The following is an 18,754-nucleotide window of genomic DNA, read 5'->3' as shown; positions in this document are numbered from 1 at the left end:
TCGTGATGAAGATCCTGGGCTTAGATATCGCGACGACAACGGGCATCACGCTGCTCGACGGTGATCGCTATGTCTGGGCCCGGGCCTTTCATTGGGAGGGCAAGACGTCCGGCTACGTCTTCCGGCATTTCCGGAAGACGCTCTACCAGATCATCAAGGACAACCAGGTCCGGCACGTCGCCGCGGAAGAGCCGCTGCGGACCGACATCGAGCTCAAGGGTAAGCCGACAGAGGAAAACCCGGAGCCGGAGCCAACCCGCCCGCCGATGAAGACATTCCAGCGCATCTATGGGCTGTGCGCCATTGCCGAGGAAGTCTGCGCCGCGCACGACGTCCCGTTCATCTACGTCAACCAGGGCACCTGGCGAAAGGCATTCACCGGGAGCGGCCGCGCGAGCAAGGACACGTCGCTCGGCTTCGCCCAATTGATCGACAGGTCGATCACCTCACTCGACGCCGCCGAGAGTCTCGGCGTGGCCTGGTGGCTACGCGGCCACCTCGACCCGCGCTTCGCAGCTCCGCGTGGCGATCTCTTCGAACCGACACTCACCCCAATCCGAAAGGAGACTCCATTTTGACCCAGACATCCTTCAAGGCCGTCGTCGAGCAAGCCGCGCTCGTCAAAGTATTGGCCAAGGTCACGCGTGTTGTGGAGAGGCGCAACACCATTCCGATCCTGAGCAACGTGCTGATTGAAGTCGAGCAGGATGCCGTCCTGCTGAAGGCGACCGATCTGGACCTTGAGGTGATCGATAGGGTGCCGGCCCAGGTCGCAGCGAAGGGAGCGACCACTGTGCCCGCCGGTCTGCTCAATGAGATCGTGCGCAAGGTGCCGGCGGGATCTCAGATCACGTTGGAACAGGATGATGCGAAGAACATCGTGACTGTGAGGGCGGGACGGTTTCGTTCGACGCTGCAGACGCTACCGCCTTCCGACTTCCCCGACGTCAAGGCCGGTGACCTGACGCATTCATTTTCGGTGAAGGGGACCGATCTCCACCGATTGATCCAGCGGGTCGAGTTTGCAATCTCCACGGAAGAGACCCGGTACTACCTCAACGGCATCTACTTGCACACTCGGCGCGAGGGCAACCGGAACACGCTGCGGGGGGTAGCAACCGATGGTCACCGCTTGGCGCGCTTCGATCTCGATTTGCCCGAGGGAGCCACGGGAATGCCGGGCATTATCGTCCCCCGGAAGACGGTCGCCGAGGTGGGCAAACTATTCGGCGGCGCCGACCAGGAAGTCCAGATCGAGCTCAGCCAGGGCAAGATTCGCTTCACCGCAGGTGATCTCACTCTGACTTCGAAGCTGATCGACGGGACCTTTCCGGACTACGATCGCGTCATTCCACAGAACAACGATCGCGTTCTGAAGGTGCCGCGCAGCGAGTTCTCGGCCGCGGCAGACCGGGTCGCGACGATCTCCAGCGAGCGCGGGCGCGCCGTGAAGGTGTCTCTCGCTGGCGGGAAGGTGACACTAACGGTCAGCAATCCGGACGCCGGCAACGCGGTCGACGAACTCGATGCCGAGTATGCTTCGGACAGCATGGAGATCGGTTTCAATAGCCGGTACCTGCACGAAGTTGTTGCCCAGGTGCAGGGTGACACGCTCGAAATCAACCTCGCCGATCCGGGCTCGCCGACGCTGTTCAAGGGCAGCGACGCGGACTCGCTCTACGTCCTCATGCCGATGAGGGTGTAGGACATGCGGATCGATGCAAAGAAGATCGAGACCGTGCTTCCCGGCATTCTGCGGAGGCACGGGGTCCGGACCTCGGATTATCACGGCGTCCAGTACGTTGGCATGTCAGAGACCATCGCGCTGGAGACAGGCGTGAAGGTGCCCAGCATGCCGCAGTCCAAGGTCGTTTCGCTCGCCGAACTCGCCCAGGATATCGCGGAGGCGCTGGCCTGATGCAGATTCAGCCACTCCAGGTCGATATCAATCACCTTCATCTTTTCTGCGGGCTTGGCGGCGGTGCCAAGGGCTTCAACAAGGGGCGTGCGAAAGTCGGCAACCTCTTCGCGCGCTTCCGCTGCATCGGCGGCATCGACAGCGACCCCGCGGCGTGCCGTGACTTCGAGAACCTGACTGGTGCTCAAGCATCGTGCATGGATCTGTTTTCGCGCGAGCAGTATCGCGATTTCCACGGGCACGAGCCGCCCCCGGGCTGGGTTGAGCGCGGTCCAGACGATATTCGTCGAGCCGCCGGCAATCAGCATCCGCACATCGTCTTCCTGTCCGCCCCCTGCAAAGGCTTCTCAGGCCTCTTGTCCGAGAAAATGTCGGGCACGCGGAAGTACCAGGCGCTGAATGGGCTGACGCTTCGCGGCGTCTGGCTGACTCTCGAGGCGCACAAGGACGATCCCGTCGAACTGTACGTCTTTGAGAACGTGCCGCGCATCGCAACGCGCGGCAGGCATCTCCTCGACCAGATCATCGCGCTGTTTCGATCATACGGCTACGCCGTCGCGGAAACGACCCATGACTGCGGCGAGATCGGGCACCTCGGGCAGAGCCGTAAGCGCTTTCTGTTAGTCGCGCGCCATGTCGCCAAGATCCCGACGTTCCTTTACGAGCCGGTCAAGCATCCGCTGCGCGGGGTCGGCGAGATCCTCGAGAAACTGCCGATCCCGGGCATCATCGCGGGTCTAGGCGGTCCAATGCACCGGATGCCGTCGCTGCAATGGAAGACGTGGGTGCGGCTTGCGTTCGTTCGCGCCGGCGCGGACTGGCGTTCGCTGAATGACCTTGCGGTGCAGGACGGCCATCTTCGCGACTTCGGCATTGTTCCGGATGAGGAGTGGCACCGGGGAGTCCTCGGTGTTCGGCGCTGGGACGAGACCTCTGGCACCGTGACGGGGCGGGCGAACCCGACGACAGGCGCATTCAGCGTCGCCGACCCGCGCGAGATCCGTGCCCAGGATTTCCACGGTCTGAGGGTGAACGACTGGAAGGGCACCGCGGCGGCTGTCACCACCCAACGGAGCCCGGGATCAAGCGCTCAATCGGTGGCTGATCCGCGCGTCGACGGTCACGAGAAGAGCGTGCAACTGGGCGTCGGGCACTGGGACCAACCGTCGTCGGTCGTGAAGGGGGACGTCTCAGTCGGGACCGGCCGCTATGCCGTCGCAGACCCTCGGCTGGAGCGAAAGGTCTTCAACTCCGCGTTCCGTATTGTGTCATGGCCGGAGACGTCGCCGGCGGTCGCCGGACCTGGTGGTGCTGGAGGTGGCTTGGCCGTCGCCGATCCGCGTCCGGCGCAGCGCGATGACTACAAGCAGACCAAGTACCGCGTCACCGGGTTCGATGAGGCGACGGGCGCTGTCATCGGCGCCTCGACCACGGGGAACGGCGCCTTCGCCGTTGCCGACCCGCGTCACCTCAACTGGCATCCGGGCGCGTCGAGTTCGAAGGAGCGCGTGACGGGCTGGAACGAGCATGCTCGGCCCGTGACCGGCTCCCAACAGGTAGCCTCGGGCGCCGGCGCCGTTGCGGATCCGCGGCCGGGCTTTGGCGCCAGCACTCACCACCATGTGCTGAAGGTCACAGGCTGGGAGCAGCATGGGGGCACCGTGACGTCCTCGACGCATCCGGCAGGCGGCGCGCTTTCGGTTGCAGACCCGAGGCTGATCGAAGGCGCGCGCAATTCCGCGCTCGGCGTGAAAGGATGGGACGAGAACGCTGGCGTCGTTGCCGGCGAGACGCACCCGACCAACGGTGCCTTTGCGGTGGCAGATCCGCGACCCGAGGCGCTGTCGGATACCAGCCGCGATGCGTACCTTACGGGCGGCCACTACGGCGTTGTGCCGTGGGATGAGCACAGCGGCGCGGTGCCGGCGCACGCAAAGAACAACAACGGCCCGTGGTCTGTTGCAGACCCACGGGAGACCGGCGAGGGGCCTGCGTCCGACCCCGCACCTTGGGACAAGCTTCCGGCTGCCAGTGACAAATTGGTCTGTGTCATCCGTGCTTTGGACGGGACATGGCACCGGCCGTTCACGACGCTCGAGCTCGCTGCGCTGCAGGGCCTCGTCGACCTCGATAATGAAGAGGAGCGGTCTGTGCTGTCGCTCGATCCGCTCGACCCGGAATGGGCCGCGCGCGTCGAGCGCATGAACAATCTGCTGGTGCTCGATGGTGCCTCAGACTCCGCGTGGCGCGAGCGCATCGGCAACATGGTCCCACCACCCGCGGCGCAGGCAATCGCTGACGTCTGCGGCACCACGCTGCTCGCCGCTTGGTCAGGCCAAACATTCATGATGGGGAGCACCCCTATTTGGGTCAGACCGGTTGCTGTCGCGCTCATGGCGTCGCGGGAGGCCTGATGCCGAAGCCGAAGCCGTTCACTTCGGAAGTAGAGCTGTGCAAGCGGTTCATCTCCTCGCTACCCGAGGGATGGACCGCTTACCCGGAGACCTGCGGCTGGGACATCCTGCTGGTGCGCAAGGCGGACGGATTCCAGATTGGCGTAGAGGCGAAGCTTCGACTGAACACCGAAGTCATCAGCCAGGCGCTTGAGGAATACGGATCGTTCTACGCCGATCATCCCGGGCCGGATTGCCGCGCCGTGCTAGTGCCGGCAGATTCACAAGGAGGCTTTGGCCGCATCTGCAAGTACATCGGCCTCACCATCATCTACGTGCGGTCTGAGGAACAAGTCGAGTCTCAGAAGTCCTATTATGGATGGAGGCCCAAGGCCTTCGAACCGGGATTGCCGGGGGATAGGCACGGCACCAATGACGACGAATGGCACGAGTGGGCACCGGCGAAGCGGCATATCCTTCCCGACTACGTGCCCGATGTCGACGCTGGCGCGCCGTCACCGGTCCAACTGACGAGTTGGAAGATCGCCGCCATCAAGATCGCGATCATTCTGCAGAAGCGCGGCTTCCTCGTCCGGGCTGATTTTAAGCACGTCAACATCGATCATCGCCGGTGGCTGCCGTCGGGCGCTGGCTGGCTCATCCTCGATCGGGGCGTCTATCGCGCCGCCGTGGATTTCCCGAACTTCAAGGCGCAGCATCCGCGTGTCTGGGATGAGATAGCTGCCGACTATGAGGCGTGGAAGCCGGCCGATCCGCTGGCGCCGCCACTTACGTCTGCGCCTGAGCCGAAGCAGGAGAGCATGCTGTGACAGATCGGGTGCGATGCTGCGTGCCGTTCTGCCGGCGCACCACAGGTCGGTTCGCTCCTCCGACGGAATGGATTTGCGGGGACCATTGGCGCGCGCTGCCCGTCGATCGGCGCCGCGTCTATGGGCGGCGCAAGCGCGCATGGCGCCGGTATCACCATGAGAACGACGGAACGGCTTGTAACCGGCTTTGGGCGAACTTGAAGCGACAAGCTATCGAGGCGGCTGCAGGCTTGGCATGACGCGAGAAGATACAGCCGAAATCAAGAAGCGCTTGAACGAGCAGCTTGAGCGTGTCCTCGACCATTTCTGGAAGGGATACAAGACGCGCGGCAAGATCGCGTATTGCGCTCCCGGCGTGAAGGGAGATCTCGGTTCTTTTCAGGTCTATCTCGGCACGGTCGGCAAGTACACGCGCGGTTCGTGGGTGCGTAGCTCGGCCAGCATCGGCGGCGACGAGATCAACCTGTTCGCCTATGGGCTGACGGGCAATCACAGGGCCGACGGTGAGGTGTTCGACCGCGCCCGCGAATTTGTCGGGCTCGATCGCGCGCGTGAGGAAACGCCAGAGGAGCGGAGGCGGCGCGAGGACAGGGCAGCCGAGGCCGCGGAGAAGCGTGCCGCAGACGAGCGGCGTGCCGCTGAGCATGTGCAGGCGCGGCAGCGGACCGCGGGCGAGATCTGGATGGAATCTGTTCCGATCGCCGGGACGCACGCCGAGGCCTATCTGCTGGCGCGCGGCATACCGGTGCCTCCCGGCGGCTGGGACGACTGCCTCCGCTTCCACGGCCGCGTTGTCTATGACCTGGACGACCGGCTGGCTTTCATGACGCTGGTCGCCCGCGTCGATGATGTCTTCGGCGATCTAACCGCTATCTGGAAAGTCCATCTCGATCCGTCGAAGCCCGCGAAGGCGCCGGTAGAGGTGGCGAAGATAGGCGCCGGCGCGGCAGCCGGCGGTGCTGTTCGGATCGGCGGGGTCGCGGCGCACATCGGCCTGGGCGAGGGCCTGGAGACCAGTCTCGCTGCGCGCGCGCTGATCAAGTATCGGCGCCCGGTCTGGGCCGGCCTCAGCACCAGCGGCGTTGCCGGGCTCGAGCCGCCGATCGAGGTGGAGAGGATCACGTCTTTCCCGGACGGCGACAAGCCGTGGCGCCGCCAGGACGGCGACCTGGTCCTCGCTGAGCCCGCCGGCCGCGCTGCGGTGCGCAAGCTTCATGAACGCATGGTGGCGATCGGCAAGCTGCACGACAGCCAGCCGGAACCGCGTATGCGTACCGACTATCTCGACATCTGGAATGCGCGGCGGCGCGTGGAGGCCTCAGCTTGACGGTTCGAATTCTCAATGGTGATTGCCGGGCGGTTGTCCGGCTTCTGCCTTCCAACTCGGTGCATGCCTGCGTCTGCTCGCCGCCGTACTTCCGCCTGCGCGATTACAAGATGGCCGGCCAGATCGGGCTCGAGAACTCGCCCGAGGCCTATATCGCGGAGCTCGTCGACCTGTTCCGGGAGATACGGCGCGTTCTGCGGGATGACGGCTCGCTCTGGATCAACATCGGCGATTGCTATGCAGGATCCGGTCGGGGCGGCAATCCGGCCGCCGCATCATCGACGTTGCTCGGCACGCTGCAGTCGCAGGAAGCGTCGATGGTGGTCCGGCAGAACTGGGAGATCGGTGCGAGCTCGAGGACAGCCGCGCAGACCGAGCGCGGCAGCCGTGTGCCGGCCGGCCTCCAAGCGAAAGCCCAGGGTGACGGCGCGATCGGTCGAGCATGGGAGCCGGCGCCCGGCGGCTTGAAGCAGAAGGACCTGATCGGCATCCCGTGGATGCTGGCCTTCGCGCTGCGTGCGGACGGTTGGTGGCTGCGCAAGGACAACATCTGGGCCAAGCCCAACGGGATGCCGGAGAGCACGCGAGACCGGTCGACCTCGGCTCATGAATACGTCTTCCACCTCACGAAGTCGGAGACCTATTACCACGGCTATGAGGACGTCAGGCTGCCGGCAGCGCCGGAGTCGGTGACCAGGCTAGCGCGTGCCATGCGCGACCGCCTCGGCGCCGAGGATGGTGGCCTTGTTGTCAGCGGTGGCGGCTACGCGCCTGACGGGCAGCCACCGCACGCCGGCGCGCGCAAGCGCGATCGCCAACGAGGGCACGGGCGGCGCCATGCGGGCTTCAACGATCGCTGGGACGGCATGTCGGTGGCTGAACAGCGCGCCAACGGCGCGGCTCTTCGGTCGGTCTGGTGGGTCGCGCCGGGCGGCTTCAATGACGAGTTCTGTACGGGGTGCCGTCGGTTCTACCCGAGTGCCGAAGTTGGGCGACTCCGCGCGGAAAAGATCGAACGCGACGGGCGCAAGGTAACGCTCCGATATTGCGAATGTGGCTCGCACGAGGACTGGTTGAACCATTTCGCGGTGATGCCGCCCGAGGTCGCCGCGGTTTGCATCCTGGCCGGCGTGCCGCCCGGCGGTACCGTGCTCGATCCGTTTGCCGGCGCCGGCACCACCGGACTGGTTGCGGACAGGCTGCAGCGTGACGCCATCCTGATCGAGTTGAACGCTGATTACGCCGAGATGGCCGCCAAACGGATCAGCGCGAGCCATCCGATGCTAACCTCGGTCGAGCTCGAGGCGGTGCCGGCATGAGCGTGCAGGTGATCTGCGGCGATTGCCGTGACGTTGTGAACCGCCTCGAGGATGAGTCGGTTGACCTGATCTTGACCGATCCGCCCTATGGATCAACGAAGCTAATATGGGACCGCTGGCCGGTTGGCTGGCCCGCCAGTGTACGGCGAGTGCTCAAAAAAACCGGTAGCATGTGGGTGTTCGGAACGCTCAAGATGTTCCTCGATCGCGCGCCCGAATTTGCAGGTTGGCGCCCAGCTCAGGACGTCGTCTGGGAAAAGCAGAACGGAAGCGGTTTCCATGCCGATCGGTTTCGTCGTGTCCACGAGTCCGCGGTCCAGTTCTACCGTGACGATGCCGCATGGGATCAGGTCTACAAGCTTCCTCAGGTGACCAACGACGCAATCGCACGGACGGTGAGGCGCCGTGGCCGTACGATACACTTGGGCGACATCGAAGAGATGGAGTATCGAACGGTTGACGGAGGCCCACGTCTCATGCGTAGCGTGATTTACGTGCGATCCGAGCATCGGCGCGCGGTGCACGCTACCCAGAAGCCCCTCGGGATCGTCGATCCGCTGCTTCTTTACTCATGTCCACCGGCCGGCGTTGTGTTGGACTGCTTTGCTGGCAGCGGAACAACGGGCATTGCCGCTGCGCGGTACGGCTGTTCCAGCATCCTGATTGAGGCAGACCAGGACATGGTCTTGGTGATGCAGCGACGCCTTTCACAGGATCAATTTCAGTTTGAGGTGCCGGCCTGATGGCTAAAGTCGGAACACTTGGTCCATCGCGAGGAGCCGCGCCCAATAGGCCGACCCAAAATGTTCGCGCTGAGGAAGCCATCATCGGAAAACTTTTGGGGTCGGCCGAGACCTTCTGGGCTGTCTCGGATCGCGTGTCGGCGGACCAGTTCACGGTGCCGCATCACCGTCTGATCTTCGCCGCGGTCGAGGACTGCTGCCTCAATGGAGCCGGCCCGACCCTGTCGCTGCTCGAGGCCAAGCTCCCGACCGAGTTCGAGGGAGTCGGCGATACAGAGGCCGTCCTTCAGATCCTGATCGAGAAGGCGGCGGACGTCAGCAGCGCGCTCGACTTCGTCGACGACGTCATTTTGGCATGGCGGGAACGCGCCCGCATACAACTCGGGAAGATCGCCACGGCGCCCGACAAGACGTTCGATCAAACGCGCCAGGAACTCGACGACATGCTCCGCATCGTCGACGACCACGACCGGGTGCGGCATGCCGTTGCGCTCGGTGAGGCTGCCGGCAGTGCGATGGCCAAGGCGGGTGAGGCCTACGAGCATCAGGGTAAGCGGGCCGTCGGCGTGCTCACCAAGATCCCGGAGTTGGACCAGGTTCTCGGGCCTATGGTTGGCGGCACGACCGTCACTCTGGCGGCACCATCGGGCCACGGCAAATCGGCCTTGATGGCGCAGATCCTACGCGACAATGCGGGACCATCGTTGGACGAGACGAGCATTTTCCCGGGCTTTTCGCTGAGCCTCGAAATGTCCGCGGAGCAGATCGCATATCGCGACATCGCGTCGCTGTCCGGCGTCTCGGTCAAGAAGCAGATCAGCGGCGACTTCAACCAGAAGGAATTCCTCGACATCCGGCGAGCGAAGGAACAGCTCGAGTCGATCAAGGTCTGGGTCCAAGACCGCAGCCGGATGACGATCAAGCAGATCGGCAACGAGTTCCGGAAGGCGAAGCGGCGGTATGGCGTGAAGCAGTTCTGCATCGACCATCTGAAGCTGGTCGAGCCGGAGCAGGAGCATTGGAACGTCGTGCGGACGGTCGAATACGCGTCGGCCTATACGAAAGATCTCGCCAAGGAGCTCGACGGCGTCGTCTGGCAACTCGCGCAGTTGACCCGTGAGGGACAGCGCGCGCCGAGTTGGAAGTTCGGTAGCGGCGACATCTACGGCGGCGGCCTGATTGTCGAAAACAGCGACATCATCATTGGCCTGAGCATTCCAAAGATTTGGCTCCGCGACAACGAGCCGGAGCCTGCCAGCGAAGAGAACCCGAAAGGGCGGGAGCAGCGCGATCGCTGGCTTCGCGAATGGGAGATTTGGAAGGAGAAGGCGGCCTTTGCCGTCTTCAAGAACCGCAGCGGCACCGGCAGCAAGTGGAAGGAAATTGACTTCAACGGACCGAGGATGCTGTTTGGAGGAAACGCTAGCCGAGAGGAGATACCATTTTGACTAATAGTCACCTCCGTCCGACCATGGCGGACCGTGGTCCGCATCGTGTGGGAGCAGGCCAACGGCCCGATCCCGCAAGGGTACGCAATGCAGCCCGGGCCTAGCTTGGGCTTTTTCGTGTCCGGCAGGACGTTGAGCCGTTAACGAATTCGTGCGACGGTTGGCGCGGCCGCAGGGTGGCAGGCCGGCCCGGGAACAGCTAACCGACTGCAATGGAAGCGCTCATCACACCGGAGGTTCTGCGCTGGGCGCGCGAGCGGTCCAAGCTCGCGCCGGAGGACGTGGCGGGAAGGCTCGGCGTGAAGCCGGACCGCCTCGATGCATGGGAGAACGGCGAGGCCAAGCCAACATTCAAGCAGGCGCAGACCCTCGCGAACGTCCTGCGAATCCCATTCGGCTACCTGTTCCTGCAGAGCCCGCCGGCGGAGCAGTTCGCGTTGCCGGATCTGCGGACCGTGGGCAACGCCGAACTGCGGCGGCCTAGTGTCGACTTTAACGACCTGGTCAACGATATCATCCGGAAGCACGAGTGGTATCGGGACTACCGGCAGCAGGAGGGCGCCGAGCCGCTGGGCTTCGTGGGCGCCTACACGATTAGGAGCGACCCGAACGAGGTCGCGCGCAGTATCGCCGAGGTACTCAAGATCGATGAGGCCATGCGGGCGGAGGCGAGCAGCTGGGAGGATTTCCTACGCCTATTCATCCGCCAGGCCGAGGCGGCGGGCGTCATGGTAATGCGCAGCGGGATAGTGGGCAACAACACTCACCGCGCGCTGTCCGTCGACGAATTCCGCGGCTTCGCCATCGCCGACAAGGTGGCGCCGCTCGTATTCATCAACGGCCGAGACGCCAAAGCCGCACAGATATTCACGCTGGCGCACGAGATAGCACACCTGTGGATTGGCGCCACCGGGATATCGAACGTCGAACTGGCGCAGAGCCAGCGGCAAGAGGCGAGGACCGAGCAGTTCTGCAACGCCGTCGCGGCCGAGGTGCTGGTGCCGGCGGAAAGCCTGCGGCGTCACTGGAATTACAAGGTAAGCATCGAGGCCAACATCGGCCATCTGGTGCGGCGCTATCGCGTGAGTTCGCTGGTGCTGCTGCGGCGGGCATCCGATCTGCTCGACGTCGACCAACGCGAAATCGACGAGATGTATCGGCGCGAGTTTGCCCGCTTCCGGCAGCGGGACAGCGGTGGCGATGAAGGCGGCGGCGACTTCTACGTCACCCTTCGCTCGCGTAACGGTTCGCTGTTCACCAGGGCTGTAATCAACGCCACGTTCGAGGGCCGCACCCTGTACCGGGATGCGGCGCGCCTGCTCGGTGTCAAGGTCCCGCTGCTGCGTGCAGTGGCCGACAAGTTGGAGCTGCGGTGATCGATGCCGAAGCCGTACTGTTTGGACAGCAACATTTTCATCCAAGCGCAGAACGGCCCCTACGCCATGGATATCGTGCCCGGATTCTGGACCTGGCTCGACAAGGAGTCAGCGTCTGGCCGGATCGTGTCATGCCGCACCGTCTACGAGGAGATGGTCGGCTTCGGCGATGAACTGGCTGTTTGGGTGAAGGACCGCGACGGCACGCCGTTCTTCCAGCCGCCGGCCGCGCCGGTTCAGGCCGCCTATCAGCCAATCGCGGAATATGTCGTCAAGACGTACCCGCAGCACAACGCCAGCGAATTCCTCAAGGGTGCCGACGCCTGGCTTATCGCCCGAGCCCAGGTGGACGGAATGATCGTCGTGACAGGCGAGCAGCTCGTCGACGCCACATCGAAGAAGCCGAAGATCCCGAATGTCTGCAAGCAGTTCGGCGTCGAGTACATCGGGCCCTACGAAATGCTGCGGCAGCTCGGCGCAAAGTTCATCACGATGTGAAGGCCGCGTTCATCGATCGGCGGCCCATTTGCCGTGATGTACGCCGAGGTCGGCATCAAGGAGAAGCTCCTACCTGCTGGACCACATCACCGGCGGTAGGTCATGGCTGCTCAGCCTCTACAAACGGATCCCGCGAAGGCGAATCGAACGACGATCGAGTGGATTGATCAGTGGCTCTGGCCGTTGACGCTGCACCTTCAACGGACTGGTGGATGACGCTCCAACTTTCTGCTTGCTTTTGTAGACAAATCACCTCCGCGAAATCTATTCGTGATTCTGCGTGGAGGATGGAATGTCTCAAGCACAGATCACGGATGTCGCGGCGGTACACGTCGACAAGGAGCGCGATCGTCGCGCCCGTGCATTCCAGCGTGATATCCGGCGGGCCAAGCCGATGCGCTCCTACGCCGGTCTCTCGTATGAAGCCCAGGTCATGCTTGAGGAAGAGCGCGCAAGCGCCCGTCGTATTGGCGAAGCGGGTATCGAGTGGGCCATGGGCTACGATACGCCGACAACCCGCCTGGTGACGGAGTATCTCCGGACAAACAAGCTGTTCCAGCAGGGGTATCAGCATGCGGCCGCGCGGGCCGCCGATCTATTGAACATTCTCGGCAAGCCGCTGACGAAGAAGGAGCAGAAGGCGGCCGCAGAGGCCGAGCGGCTCGCTAGCGGCCGGCGCAAGCACATCATTCCGGACCCGGAAAACCCGCGGCTCAACGTGATGGTCGACACCGTTCGCGCCTCGCATCTCAATCTGACCGAGTCGAAGAAGCGGGGCGCCGCGGATCCAGAGGACAAGCTGCGCCAGAGCGCCGCGGATCGGTTCCGGCGCGACTTCGATCTCGCGACATTCCACGGAGCGCGCGGTTTCGCGCTGCAAGACAAGGTCGACGGCGGAGGCGGCGGGTCGCCCTCGCACACCATCGCACTCGAGGCCAGCGGGCGTCTCAGGGAGGTCGAGCGTCGTCTCGGCGGGCGGCAGTTCGATATCCTGCTCGTCAGGATTGGACTCGAGTGCAGCAGCGAGGACGTCCGGCTGCATGGCGGCGAGGAGCACCGCACCAACAATTCCGACTTCCGGATCGCGCTGAACGCGCTCGTGAAGCATTACGAGGGCGTCGAGATCATCGACCGGACATGGGACGCCGTGCGGCGGCTCAGGACCGCTGCCGGCATGGGCTTGCGAAAGTAAGGGGCTGATCGATGTCGCTCGGACGGTTCGCTCCCAACACGCGGGAAACACCGCTGGAGACCAAGCAGCGGGTTTGGCGGGAATACGGTCTCCTGCTGCTCGACGTCGACAACGACACCATGACCTGGGACCAGCGGGAGATGGTGCGTGCGATGGGCCGGAAAATGTTCGGTCCGCGACGAGGAGATAAAAAATGAGGCGGTCGCGCATCCCATCTCTCAGCCCACGCGTCCCGACGTTGGACACCAGGAAGGTCAAGCCTCCGCCGAAGCGCGCGGATCCTCACTATCAGACTGCTGAGCATCAGCAGTGGGCGTTGCAGGTCAAGAAGCGAGCAGGTTGGCGCTGCGAATACGTCGAGAACGGCCACCGTTGCGAGCGCAGCCGTGAGAAGGGAGACCAGATGTACGCCGATCACATTCAGGATGTGCGCGATCGGCCAGAATTGGCGCTGGATCTCAGTAATGGCCGCTGCGCCTGCAACTCGCACAACACCCGGGCCGGCATCCAGGCTCGAGCAAACCGCATGAGATCGTAGGAGGGTACAATGGACATTGCGAAGATCGACGGCGCCAACATGACATTGGGCGCCCCGCCGAATTGGGACGAGGAGCGAGACGGGACGTGCTTTGCGCTGCCGATCCGCGCCGAGGTCATCAACAATTCTATGCCGTCCCTAACGTCAGCATGGAAGCCGACGGCAGAGGAGTTGGCTCGGCTGAACGCCGGCGCCCCTGTGCATCTTAGGGTCATCTCGCGGACCCATCCGCCGGTCATGCTCGAGGTCGGCGAGGTGCCGGTTGATGAGGCGGAGGCCGGCTAATGGGGCGCGAACAATCACCGCGCGCCGACCGGCTGCGTCAGCAGCGGGAAGCCCGGTACGAGGAGATGCAAGCGCTGAAACGCAAGCTCGATGCCGAGGACGCAGCGAAGACCCCGGCAGCGGCTCCAGCGGTGAAGCGATCGCCGGCAAAAAAGCGGACAGCCAAGGCAGCAAGGCGCAAGCGGGGTCCGCAAAATCGATCGTAGCCGGGGGCTATTCCTCGATCTCGTCGTCCGCAGGCATCTGCCGCAGCTTCTGGTAGGGGAATTCACCGAGTTCGGGATGCAGCCGGTCCTGCTGGATCATCGCTGCGGCCGCCATGCGCGCGGTCCCGTGGGCGTTCGGTAGCGTCATCATGGTCAGCGCGATCGGCACCCAGGTCGGAATGTCATTCCCGCCATTCGCCCATTTCGTGACCGTCGACAGGTTCTGGCACCAGACCCTTGCGAACGCCGGCACTGACATGCCTTGTTTGGCCAGTTCGGACTTGAAGTCCTCGGCCGAGATCTTGCGGTGAACAAATCGGGGTGGGGACATCTGAGAGTTCCTTTCCGGTTGGGCACAATCGCCCGGAATCGGCCGTAGCCGAGGGGGTAGCACAAAATCGATCGTAGCCGGGAGTCCCGGCCGATCAGGTGTAGTCGAGCGGATTGACCTGGCGCTTGCCGACGGTCATCACCGGCGGGATGACGCCGCCGCGCTTGATCGCGGCCAGCCATTGCGCCTCCGTTCCCGTGAAGCCCGGTGCGGCCTCCACATGGTGGCCGGCCAGCCATTTGGCCAAGGCCTCGGGCGACGGGCAGGGCGGTGATAGCGGCGTCCCGGCGCTGGTGGTCTCGTACAACTGCCAGTGCGTCCGTTCCGCTGCTGGCCAAGCCGGCATATAGCTGGCCGCAGGGTATGGCGCAGGCGCATCCGGAATGGCTTCAGCCAGCGGCACATAGCGGCCGCCGGAGTTGCGGGGGTGCTGCCAGTCTGCGGGAACGCGTCGGACTCTTCGGCTCATGACGCGGCCCCGGCAAAAGGCCACAACCATTGATCGATCCAGGCGAGGGTGGTCCGGTTGGCCTTCGTGGTGTTGCGCTTGTATAGGCTCACGATCCATCGATAGCCGTCGTGCAGTTCCTCCGCGCGCCGTCCTTCGCCGAGCTTGATCAAGGCATCGCCCCACTCGAATAGCATCGAACGACCGTCGCGCTGCGGCATGCCGTTGAGCTCCAGCATTCCGCCACCGCCGATCATCGGCGCTATTGTCCAGGTGAAGAACCGTCCTGACCGGATCGCAGTTTTCAGATCGACCGCGAAGTCTTCGCCCATGGCCGACAACAGGCGGTGGAAAGGTGCCTTCATCTCGTTGTCGATTGGATCGAAGCCGGCGCCGCGCCATTCGCCGCATCCGTGGCTTTGGAAAACGTGGCGGCATTTCGATTCATGGTGCTGGCGCGATCGGCAGACAGTGCAATAGACCGTATCGCTGTCGCAGGTGTCGCACAGCATGTTGTCGCGGAAAACCTCTTCTTGGTTGCCACACCATGCGCAGGTGCCGTGCTTGTAGTCGGATTGCGTCATATCGTTCTCCTATTGTTCAAAATCGATCGTATCCGGGGGATCAGAACAGTGAGCCTTGCGCTGGCGCCGGCGGCTCAGGCTCGAGCCGTCCGAGGTGCTCGACCGTCTCGCCTATGATCTGGTCGCGATCATCATCGATCAGCAGCCAGCCGTCATCGCCGCCGGCCGGGTCGTACACCACGAAGTCGCCGCCCCAACGCTTGAAGATGCGCGCGGCCAACAGGCGAACCCCGGCGGGGACGTCGGACTCGGCGTCGAACTCGGCGCGTGTCGCGATCTTGAGGCCGGCAGCAGCTATGATCTGCTCGGCGTTCATGTGCGAGCGGGCTCCACGCAGAGCAGGTCCCGCATCTCTGACTGCAGCTTGATGCGGCCGTCACCCATGCCGTGGTGATGCCCCGCTTGATAGGCTTGCAAGGCCTCGGGCAAGTACGCGAGCGGGAATTCTGATGAGAGATGCAGAAAGGCGTCGCCACCGGAACCGATAGCCAGGGCGCCGTGCTCGTTGAGCCAAGCATCAAACCTGGTATTGATCCGGCAGTTACCCTCAGCATCGAACGCCACGGGCTGCGCGCGGCCATCTTTGATAAGCCCTTCGGCTTTCTCTCGCCCGAAGTTTTGGTTCGAGTCCTTGCTGAACGTGTGACCATCGACTTTTGCGCCGGCCTTGACGGTGATGAGCATGGTAATTCTCCTTTCAGAATCGGCCGTAGCCGAGGGGATGACGGGAAAACGGTCGTACGCAGGGGCGCAGCCGGGCTACTGCGGTGTCCAGCCCATCCGCCCAGCATAGGCCGCGTAGTACGGCGCTAAGTGCGGCGCCACCGAGAGTTTGAAATCGGACGTTGATGCAGCCGGTCGCCAGCCGGGCCCATAACAGGCAATGCATTCCATGCGGGTGAAGTCGCTGTTTTCATCGGCGCCGATCTCCGGCTTAGCGTCGATCAGGTGCGCGTGCTCCTCGGTGCCGCAGTTTCTGCAGATGATGAAGTCGGTCATGGGGGTCTCCTCTCAAATCGGTCGCAGCCGGGGGGTGGGAAATCGGTCGTAAGCGAGAGGGCGCAGCCGGGGGGCTATCCAGGCGGCGGCCCGTCGATGACGACCAACGCCGTGTTGACCATCGTGCCGGCGGCCTTGAAGGACCCGGCGGGCAAGGCGCGGTACTCCGCTGCGATCGGTTCGAGCTTCGCCCGTTGGCGCGGGCCGTCGGCGCAGATCGCGACCAGCCGGCCGCCAGGTCTCAGAAACCGCCGCGCGTGCTCGATATGCTTGATGTCTGCTCCGCGCTCGAACGGGGGATTCATCACGACGCGGTCAAACATCCACTCGTCGGACGGTTCGAGAGTGAGGAAATCGAGTCGCACCGTCAGGTATATCCGACGATCGAGCCCGAGCGTCCGCGCCAGGACGTCGTTTATCTCAACAGCGGTAACGCTCGCGCCGCGCTCCAGTGCAGGATAGACGAGGGCCCCCGTGCCGGCGTTCGGCTCCAGCACCAGGTGGCCGGGCTGAATGTCTGCCGCCTCGATCACATCGGTCGCCAAGGTGGGCGGGGTCGCGAAGAGTTGCGGGGCTACGACGACCTGCACGCCGCCACCCCTGAGCATCGCCCGCATTGCCTCGAACGTGTCCGCGGCTGTCGGCGCCGGCAAATCGGCCGTATCCGGGAGATGGCGCAGCGATTCCGCGGGCGCAACCGGGACGACTTCCGGCACGGACTCAACCGGCGACGGCTCCGCCATGATCTCGGCGATTGTTCCCAGCGTCGCGTCAAGGTCAACAGCGGGTGGCGCGACATACTCGGCGACGAATTCGGCCGGCTCCTGCGGCTCGGGGGCTGGCACGACCTTGGGCGGGTCGACGCGCTTTGCATCCGTGATGAAAACCCCGGCGTAGGAATGTCGCTTGTTGGGGTCGCAGGTGCCGCGGAACGCATAGGCCCCGATGGCTACGCGGGTACGGTGCGCGCCGACCGTCTCGGTAGCGGCACGCGGTCGATAACCTCGATAGTCCTTCGGAACCTTGTCGTATTCATCCTGAGTCAGGCGGGCGAAGTCATCGCCGGGATAGTTGCAGAGCGGCGGGAGCTTGCTTGCCGCCTTCGCCGCGGCGACGGTCTCCTCGCTCGGCGCCTGATAGTCGCGGACGCTCTCGACTCGCCAACGCGCCAGCTTGTTGCGCGAGCCGGCCGGCGTGGTGGTGGTGATGCTTGAAACCGAACCGTTGGCGCCGCGGTTGACCTTCGTCACGGTCAGCCATTCGTCGTATCGGCCAGCATGCACTTGGCCGCCGACAGCGAAAGCGAAGCGGTCGGCCAGCGGGTTGGCGCTCGCCTCCGTTCCGATCTGCTCGGCCAGCATCGCGCGTTCATAGGCCAGGCGGTTGTCGTAATGAGCAATCCAGCGGGCTTTGCGCGGGGCTGAGCGTTCCAGGCCAGCAATCGCAAGCTCGGCTGCCGTGGCGGCCGTGATGACGTTCCCATCGATAGCCGACCAAAGGCCCATGGGGCCCTCGTACTGCGAGGCCGGCGGATCGCGCGGATAGTCGGCCAGGGGGAAAGACATTGACCAATAGCCGCCGACGTTCGCCACGGTGAGACCGGTTGAGCGCTGCTTCTCGGCGTCGGTGATGCTGGCGACAATCCGCCAAGCTTTGAGCTGACGCTCATTCTCGGCCGTCGACTTTTCCAGCTTTCGCTTGTCGGATTCGATGGTCTTGATGCGGCGATGCCGGACGGCCGGCAGTTCTTTGTATTTCGCGTGAGCGATCGCGCCGGCCGCGCGCGCGGTCCAATAGTTCGAGGTATCCCAGAGCTTGAGAGCTTTGCGCATGCCGTTGTCCATGCGCTCTTTGTCTTTGCGCGCGCTCCTCTCCGAATGGTGGCCCACAAGGATCGGCTGACCCATGTAGAAGCGCTCTGCGATCTCATCGACCGTCTTCCGCGCGCGCTCGGCGTCGGCGAGGCGCTTGTCGCTGTAGTCCTCGAAACGGTCGGCGCGCTGCTCGGCGCGATCCACCAGGCTCGTATCCTCGTCGCCGATCTCGCCAGCGAGATCAATCAGCAGGTCCTCGGCTTCCGGCGACCAGGTCGGCTTGACGAACAGTTCTTGACGCGGCGCCCACTTGAAGCCGGCGGCCTTTACGCGCGCGTACTCCTCGGCGTCGAGGCGGTGCGCGGGATAGAGGCGCAATTTGTTGTCATCGGGCGAATAGGTGGCGGTATGGTTCATGTGATCTTGCTCCTTTTCAGTTGCGCACGATTGCGCCTTGCGAAATCGGTCGTAGCTCGGGGGTGAGGGAAATCGATCGTAGCCGGGG

22 protein-coding genes are annotated in these 18,754 nt (G+C 63.9%); 15 read left to right on the top strand and 7 right to left on the bottom strand.

Annotation, left to right across the window (positions count from 1 at the left end):
- Nucleotides 1-2: 2 nt before the first annotated feature.
- The 15 genes from CO675_RS11800 to CO675_RS11725 all read left to right on the top strand — a co-directional run bounded on the left by CO675_RS11800 (nucleotide 3) and on the right by CO675_RS11725 (nucleotide 13,867).
- Entirely contained in the window at nucleotides 3-578 is a 576-nt protein-coding gene (locus tag CO675_RS11800; RefSeq protein ID WP_143278972.1) for a RuvC family protein, read from the top strand.
- Nucleotides 575-1,705, top strand: coding sequence for a DNA polymerase III subunit beta (gene dnaN / locus CO675_RS11795; protein WP_097672073.1), 1,131 nt, complete (start codon nucleotides 575-577; stop codon nucleotides 1,703-1,705). The genes CO675_RS11800 and dnaN overlap by 4 nt, the downstream gene beginning before the upstream one ends.
- A 3-nt stretch (nucleotides 1,706-1,708) precedes the next feature.
- A complete protein-coding gene (locus CO675_RS39890) occupies nucleotides 1,709-1,918 on the top strand; it encodes a hypothetical protein (protein ID WP_143278971.1) in 210 nt (69 codons plus the stop codon).
- Nucleotides 1,918-4,332: a DNA cytosine methyltransferase gene (locus CO675_RS41395; RefSeq protein ID WP_143278969.1), complete on the top strand. Its 2,415-nt coding sequence runs from the start codon at nucleotides 1,918-1,920 to the stop codon at nucleotides 4,330-4,332. The genes CO675_RS39890 and CO675_RS41395 overlap by 1 nt, the downstream gene beginning before the upstream one ends.
- Nucleotides 4,332-5,141 (top strand): hypothetical protein, encoded by an 810-nt coding sequence (locus tag CO675_RS11775; protein WP_097672070.1) that lies wholly within the window; start codon nucleotides 4,332-4,334, stop codon nucleotides 5,139-5,141. The genes CO675_RS41395 and CO675_RS11775 overlap by 1 nt, the downstream gene beginning before the upstream one ends.
- A 235-nt stretch (nucleotides 5,142-5,376) precedes the next feature.
- Complete coding sequence (locus CO675_RS11770) at nucleotides 5,377-6,468, top strand: DUF7146 domain-containing protein (RefSeq protein ID WP_097672069.1); 1,092 nt, start codon at nucleotides 5,377-5,379, stop codon at nucleotides 6,466-6,468.
- Complete coding sequence (locus tag CO675_RS11765; RefSeq protein ID WP_158231223.1) at nucleotides 6,465-7,787, top strand: DNA-methyltransferase; 1,323 nt, start codon at nucleotides 6,465-6,467, stop codon at nucleotides 7,785-7,787. The genes CO675_RS11770 and CO675_RS11765 overlap by 4 nt, the downstream gene beginning before the upstream one ends.
- Nucleotides 7,784-8,530, top strand: a complete 747-nt coding sequence (locus CO675_RS11760) for a DNA-methyltransferase (protein ID WP_097672067.1) — start codon at nucleotides 7,784-7,786, stop codon at nucleotides 8,528-8,530. The genes CO675_RS11765 and CO675_RS11760 overlap by 4 nt, the downstream gene beginning before the upstream one ends.
- Nucleotides 8,530-9,978: a DnaB-like helicase C-terminal domain-containing protein gene (locus CO675_RS11755; protein ID WP_097672066.1), complete on the top strand. Its 1,449-nt coding sequence runs from the start codon at nucleotides 8,530-8,532 to the stop codon at nucleotides 9,976-9,978. Before CO675_RS11760 ends, CO675_RS11755 begins: the two co-directional genes overlap by 1 nt.
- A gap of 212 nt (nucleotides 9,979-10,190) precedes the next feature.
- Entirely contained in the window at nucleotides 10,191-11,354 is a 1,164-nt protein-coding gene (locus CO675_RS11750) for an ImmA/IrrE family metallo-endopeptidase (RefSeq protein ID WP_097672065.1), read from the top strand.
- Nucleotides 11,355-11,375: 21 nt separating this feature from the next.
- A complete protein-coding gene (locus CO675_RS11745) occupies nucleotides 11,376-11,852 on the top strand; it encodes a DUF4411 family protein (protein WP_158231222.1) in 477 nt (158 codons plus the stop codon).
- Nucleotides 11,853-12,144: 292 nt separating this feature from the next.
- Complete coding sequence (locus CO675_RS11740) at nucleotides 12,145-13,044, top strand: hypothetical protein (protein ID WP_097672063.1); 900 nt, start codon at nucleotides 12,145-12,147, stop codon at nucleotides 13,042-13,044.
- An 11-nt stretch (nucleotides 13,045-13,055) separates the two neighbouring features.
- Nucleotides 13,056-13,241: a hypothetical protein gene (locus tag CO675_RS11735; RefSeq protein ID WP_097672062.1), complete on the top strand. Its 186-nt coding sequence runs from the start codon at nucleotides 13,056-13,058 to the stop codon at nucleotides 13,239-13,241.
- A gap of 41 nt (nucleotides 13,242-13,282) precedes the next feature.
- Nucleotides 13,283-13,582, top strand: coding sequence for an HNH endonuclease (locus CO675_RS11730; protein ID WP_097672061.1), 300 nt, complete (start codon nucleotides 13,283-13,285; stop codon nucleotides 13,580-13,582).
- A 9-nt stretch (nucleotides 13,583-13,591) separates the two neighbouring features.
- Nucleotides 13,592-13,867: a hypothetical protein gene (locus CO675_RS11725; protein ID WP_097672060.1), complete on the top strand. Its 276-nt coding sequence runs from the start codon at nucleotides 13,592-13,594 to the stop codon at nucleotides 13,865-13,867.
- 213 nt (nucleotides 13,868-14,080) lie between these two features.
- On the opposite strand, the gene CO675_RS11720 is transcribed toward CO675_RS11725, so the two are convergent.
- The 7 genes from CO675_RS11720 to CO675_RS11695 form a co-directional block, all read right to left on the bottom strand.
- Nucleotides 14,081-14,404 carry a hypothetical protein gene (locus tag CO675_RS11720; RefSeq protein ID WP_097672059.1) on the bottom strand — a complete coding sequence of 108 codons (324 nt, stop codon included), beginning with the start codon at nucleotides 14,402-14,404 and terminating at the stop codon, nucleotides 14,081-14,083.
- 94 nt (nucleotides 14,405-14,498) lie between these two features.
- On the bottom strand, nucleotides 14,499-14,873 hold the full coding sequence (locus tag CO675_RS39880; RefSeq protein ID WP_143278966.1) for a hypothetical protein: 375 nt from the start codon (nucleotides 14,871-14,873) through the stop codon (nucleotides 14,499-14,501).
- Nucleotides 14,870-15,436 carry a hypothetical protein gene (locus CO675_RS11715; RefSeq protein ID WP_097672058.1) on the bottom strand — a complete coding sequence of 189 codons (567 nt, stop codon included), beginning with the start codon at nucleotides 15,434-15,436 and terminating at the stop codon, nucleotides 14,870-14,872. The genes CO675_RS39880 and CO675_RS11715 overlap by 4 nt, the downstream gene beginning before the upstream one ends.
- Nucleotides 15,437-15,476: 40 nt before the next feature.
- Nucleotides 15,477-15,752: a hypothetical protein gene (locus tag CO675_RS11710; protein WP_097672057.1), complete on the bottom strand. Its 276-nt coding sequence runs from the start codon at nucleotides 15,750-15,752 to the stop codon at nucleotides 15,477-15,479.
- Complete coding sequence (locus tag CO675_RS11705) at nucleotides 15,749-16,120, bottom strand: hypothetical protein (protein ID WP_097672056.1); 372 nt, start codon at nucleotides 16,118-16,120, stop codon at nucleotides 15,749-15,751. Before CO675_RS11705 ends, CO675_RS11710 begins: the two co-directional genes overlap by 4 nt.
- Before the next feature lie 75 nt (nucleotides 16,121-16,195).
- Complete coding sequence (locus CO675_RS11700) at nucleotides 16,196-16,435, bottom strand: hypothetical protein (protein WP_097672055.1); 240 nt, start codon at nucleotides 16,433-16,435, stop codon at nucleotides 16,196-16,198.
- Nucleotides 16,436-16,509: 74 nt separating this feature from the next.
- Nucleotides 16,510-18,666, bottom strand: coding sequence for a DUF3560 domain-containing protein (locus tag CO675_RS11695; RefSeq protein WP_097672054.1), 2,157 nt, complete (start codon nucleotides 18,664-18,666; stop codon nucleotides 16,510-16,512).
- Between the last annotated feature and the right edge of the window lie 88 nt (nucleotides 18,667-18,754).

Source organism: Bradyrhizobium sp. C9 (genome assembly GCF_002532045.1).
Lineage (GTDB): Bacteria > Pseudomonadota > Alphaproteobacteria > Rhizobiales > Xanthobacteraceae > Bradyrhizobium.
Note: the sequence above shows the minus strand (reverse complement) of the source record. Positions and strands in the feature narration are given on the sequence as shown.

What these genes read in the sequence shown, in the direction of transcription:
- CO675_RS11700 (WP_097672055.1), bottom strand. Translation starts at nt 16,435, where the DNA reads ATGACCGACTTCATCATCTGCAGAAACTGCGGCACCGAGGAGCACGCG.
- CO675_RS11705 (WP_097672056.1), bottom strand. Translation starts at nt 16,120, where the DNA reads ATGCTCATCACCGTCAAGGCCGGCGCAAAAGTCGATGGTCACACGTTC.
- CO675_RS11715 (WP_097672058.1), bottom strand. Translation starts at nt 15,436, where the DNA reads ATGACGCAATCCGACTACAAGCACGGCACCTGCGCATGGTGTGGCAAC.
- CO675_RS11720 (WP_097672059.1), bottom strand. Translation starts at nt 14,404, where the DNA reads ATGTCCCCACCCCGATTTGTTCACCGCAAGATCTCGGCCGAGGACTTC.
- CO675_RS11695 (WP_097672054.1), bottom strand. Translation starts at nt 18,666, where the DNA reads ATGAACCATACCGCCACCTATTCGCCCGATGACAACAAATTGCGCCTC.
- CO675_RS11725 (WP_097672060.1), top strand. Translation starts at nt 13,592, where the DNA reads ATGGACATTGCGAAGATCGACGGCGCCAACATGACATTGGGCGCCCCG.
- CO675_RS11750 (WP_097672065.1), top strand. Translation starts at nt 10,191, where the DNA reads ATGGAAGCGCTCATCACACCGGAGGTTCTGCGCTGGGCGCGCGAGCGG.
- CO675_RS11735 (WP_097672062.1), top strand. Translation starts at nt 13,056, where the DNA reads ATGTCGCTCGGACGGTTCGCTCCCAACACGCGGGAAACACCGCTGGAG.
- CO675_RS11755 (WP_097672066.1), top strand. Translation starts at nt 8,530, where the DNA reads ATGGCTAAAGTCGGAACACTTGGTCCATCGCGAGGAGCCGCGCCCAAT.
- CO675_RS39880 (WP_143278966.1), bottom strand. Translation starts at nt 14,873, where the DNA reads ATGAGCCGAAGAGTCCGACGCGTTCCCGCAGACTGGCAGCACCCCCGC.
- CO675_RS11775 (WP_097672070.1), top strand. Translation starts at nt 4,332, where the DNA reads ATGCCGAAGCCGAAGCCGTTCACTTCGGAAGTAGAGCTGTGCAAGCGG.
- CO675_RS11760 (WP_097672067.1), top strand. Translation starts at nt 7,784, where the DNA reads ATGAGCGTGCAGGTGATCTGCGGCGATTGCCGTGACGTTGTGAACCGC.
- CO675_RS39890 (WP_143278971.1), top strand. Translation starts at nt 1,709, where the DNA reads ATGCGGATCGATGCAAAGAAGATCGAGACCGTGCTTCCCGGCATTCTG.
- CO675_RS11710 (WP_097672057.1), bottom strand. Translation starts at nt 15,752, where the DNA reads ATGAACGCCGAGCAGATCATAGCTGCTGCCGGCCTCAAGATCGCGACA.
- CO675_RS11770 (WP_097672069.1), top strand. Translation starts at nt 5,377, where the DNA reads ATGACGCGAGAAGATACAGCCGAAATCAAGAAGCGCTTGAACGAGCAG.
- CO675_RS11740 (WP_097672063.1), top strand. Translation starts at nt 12,145, where the DNA reads ATGTCTCAAGCACAGATCACGGATGTCGCGGCGGTACACGTCGACAAG.
- CO675_RS41395 (WP_143278969.1), top strand. Translation starts at nt 1,918, where the DNA reads ATGCAGATTCAGCCACTCCAGGTCGATATCAATCACCTTCATCTTTTC.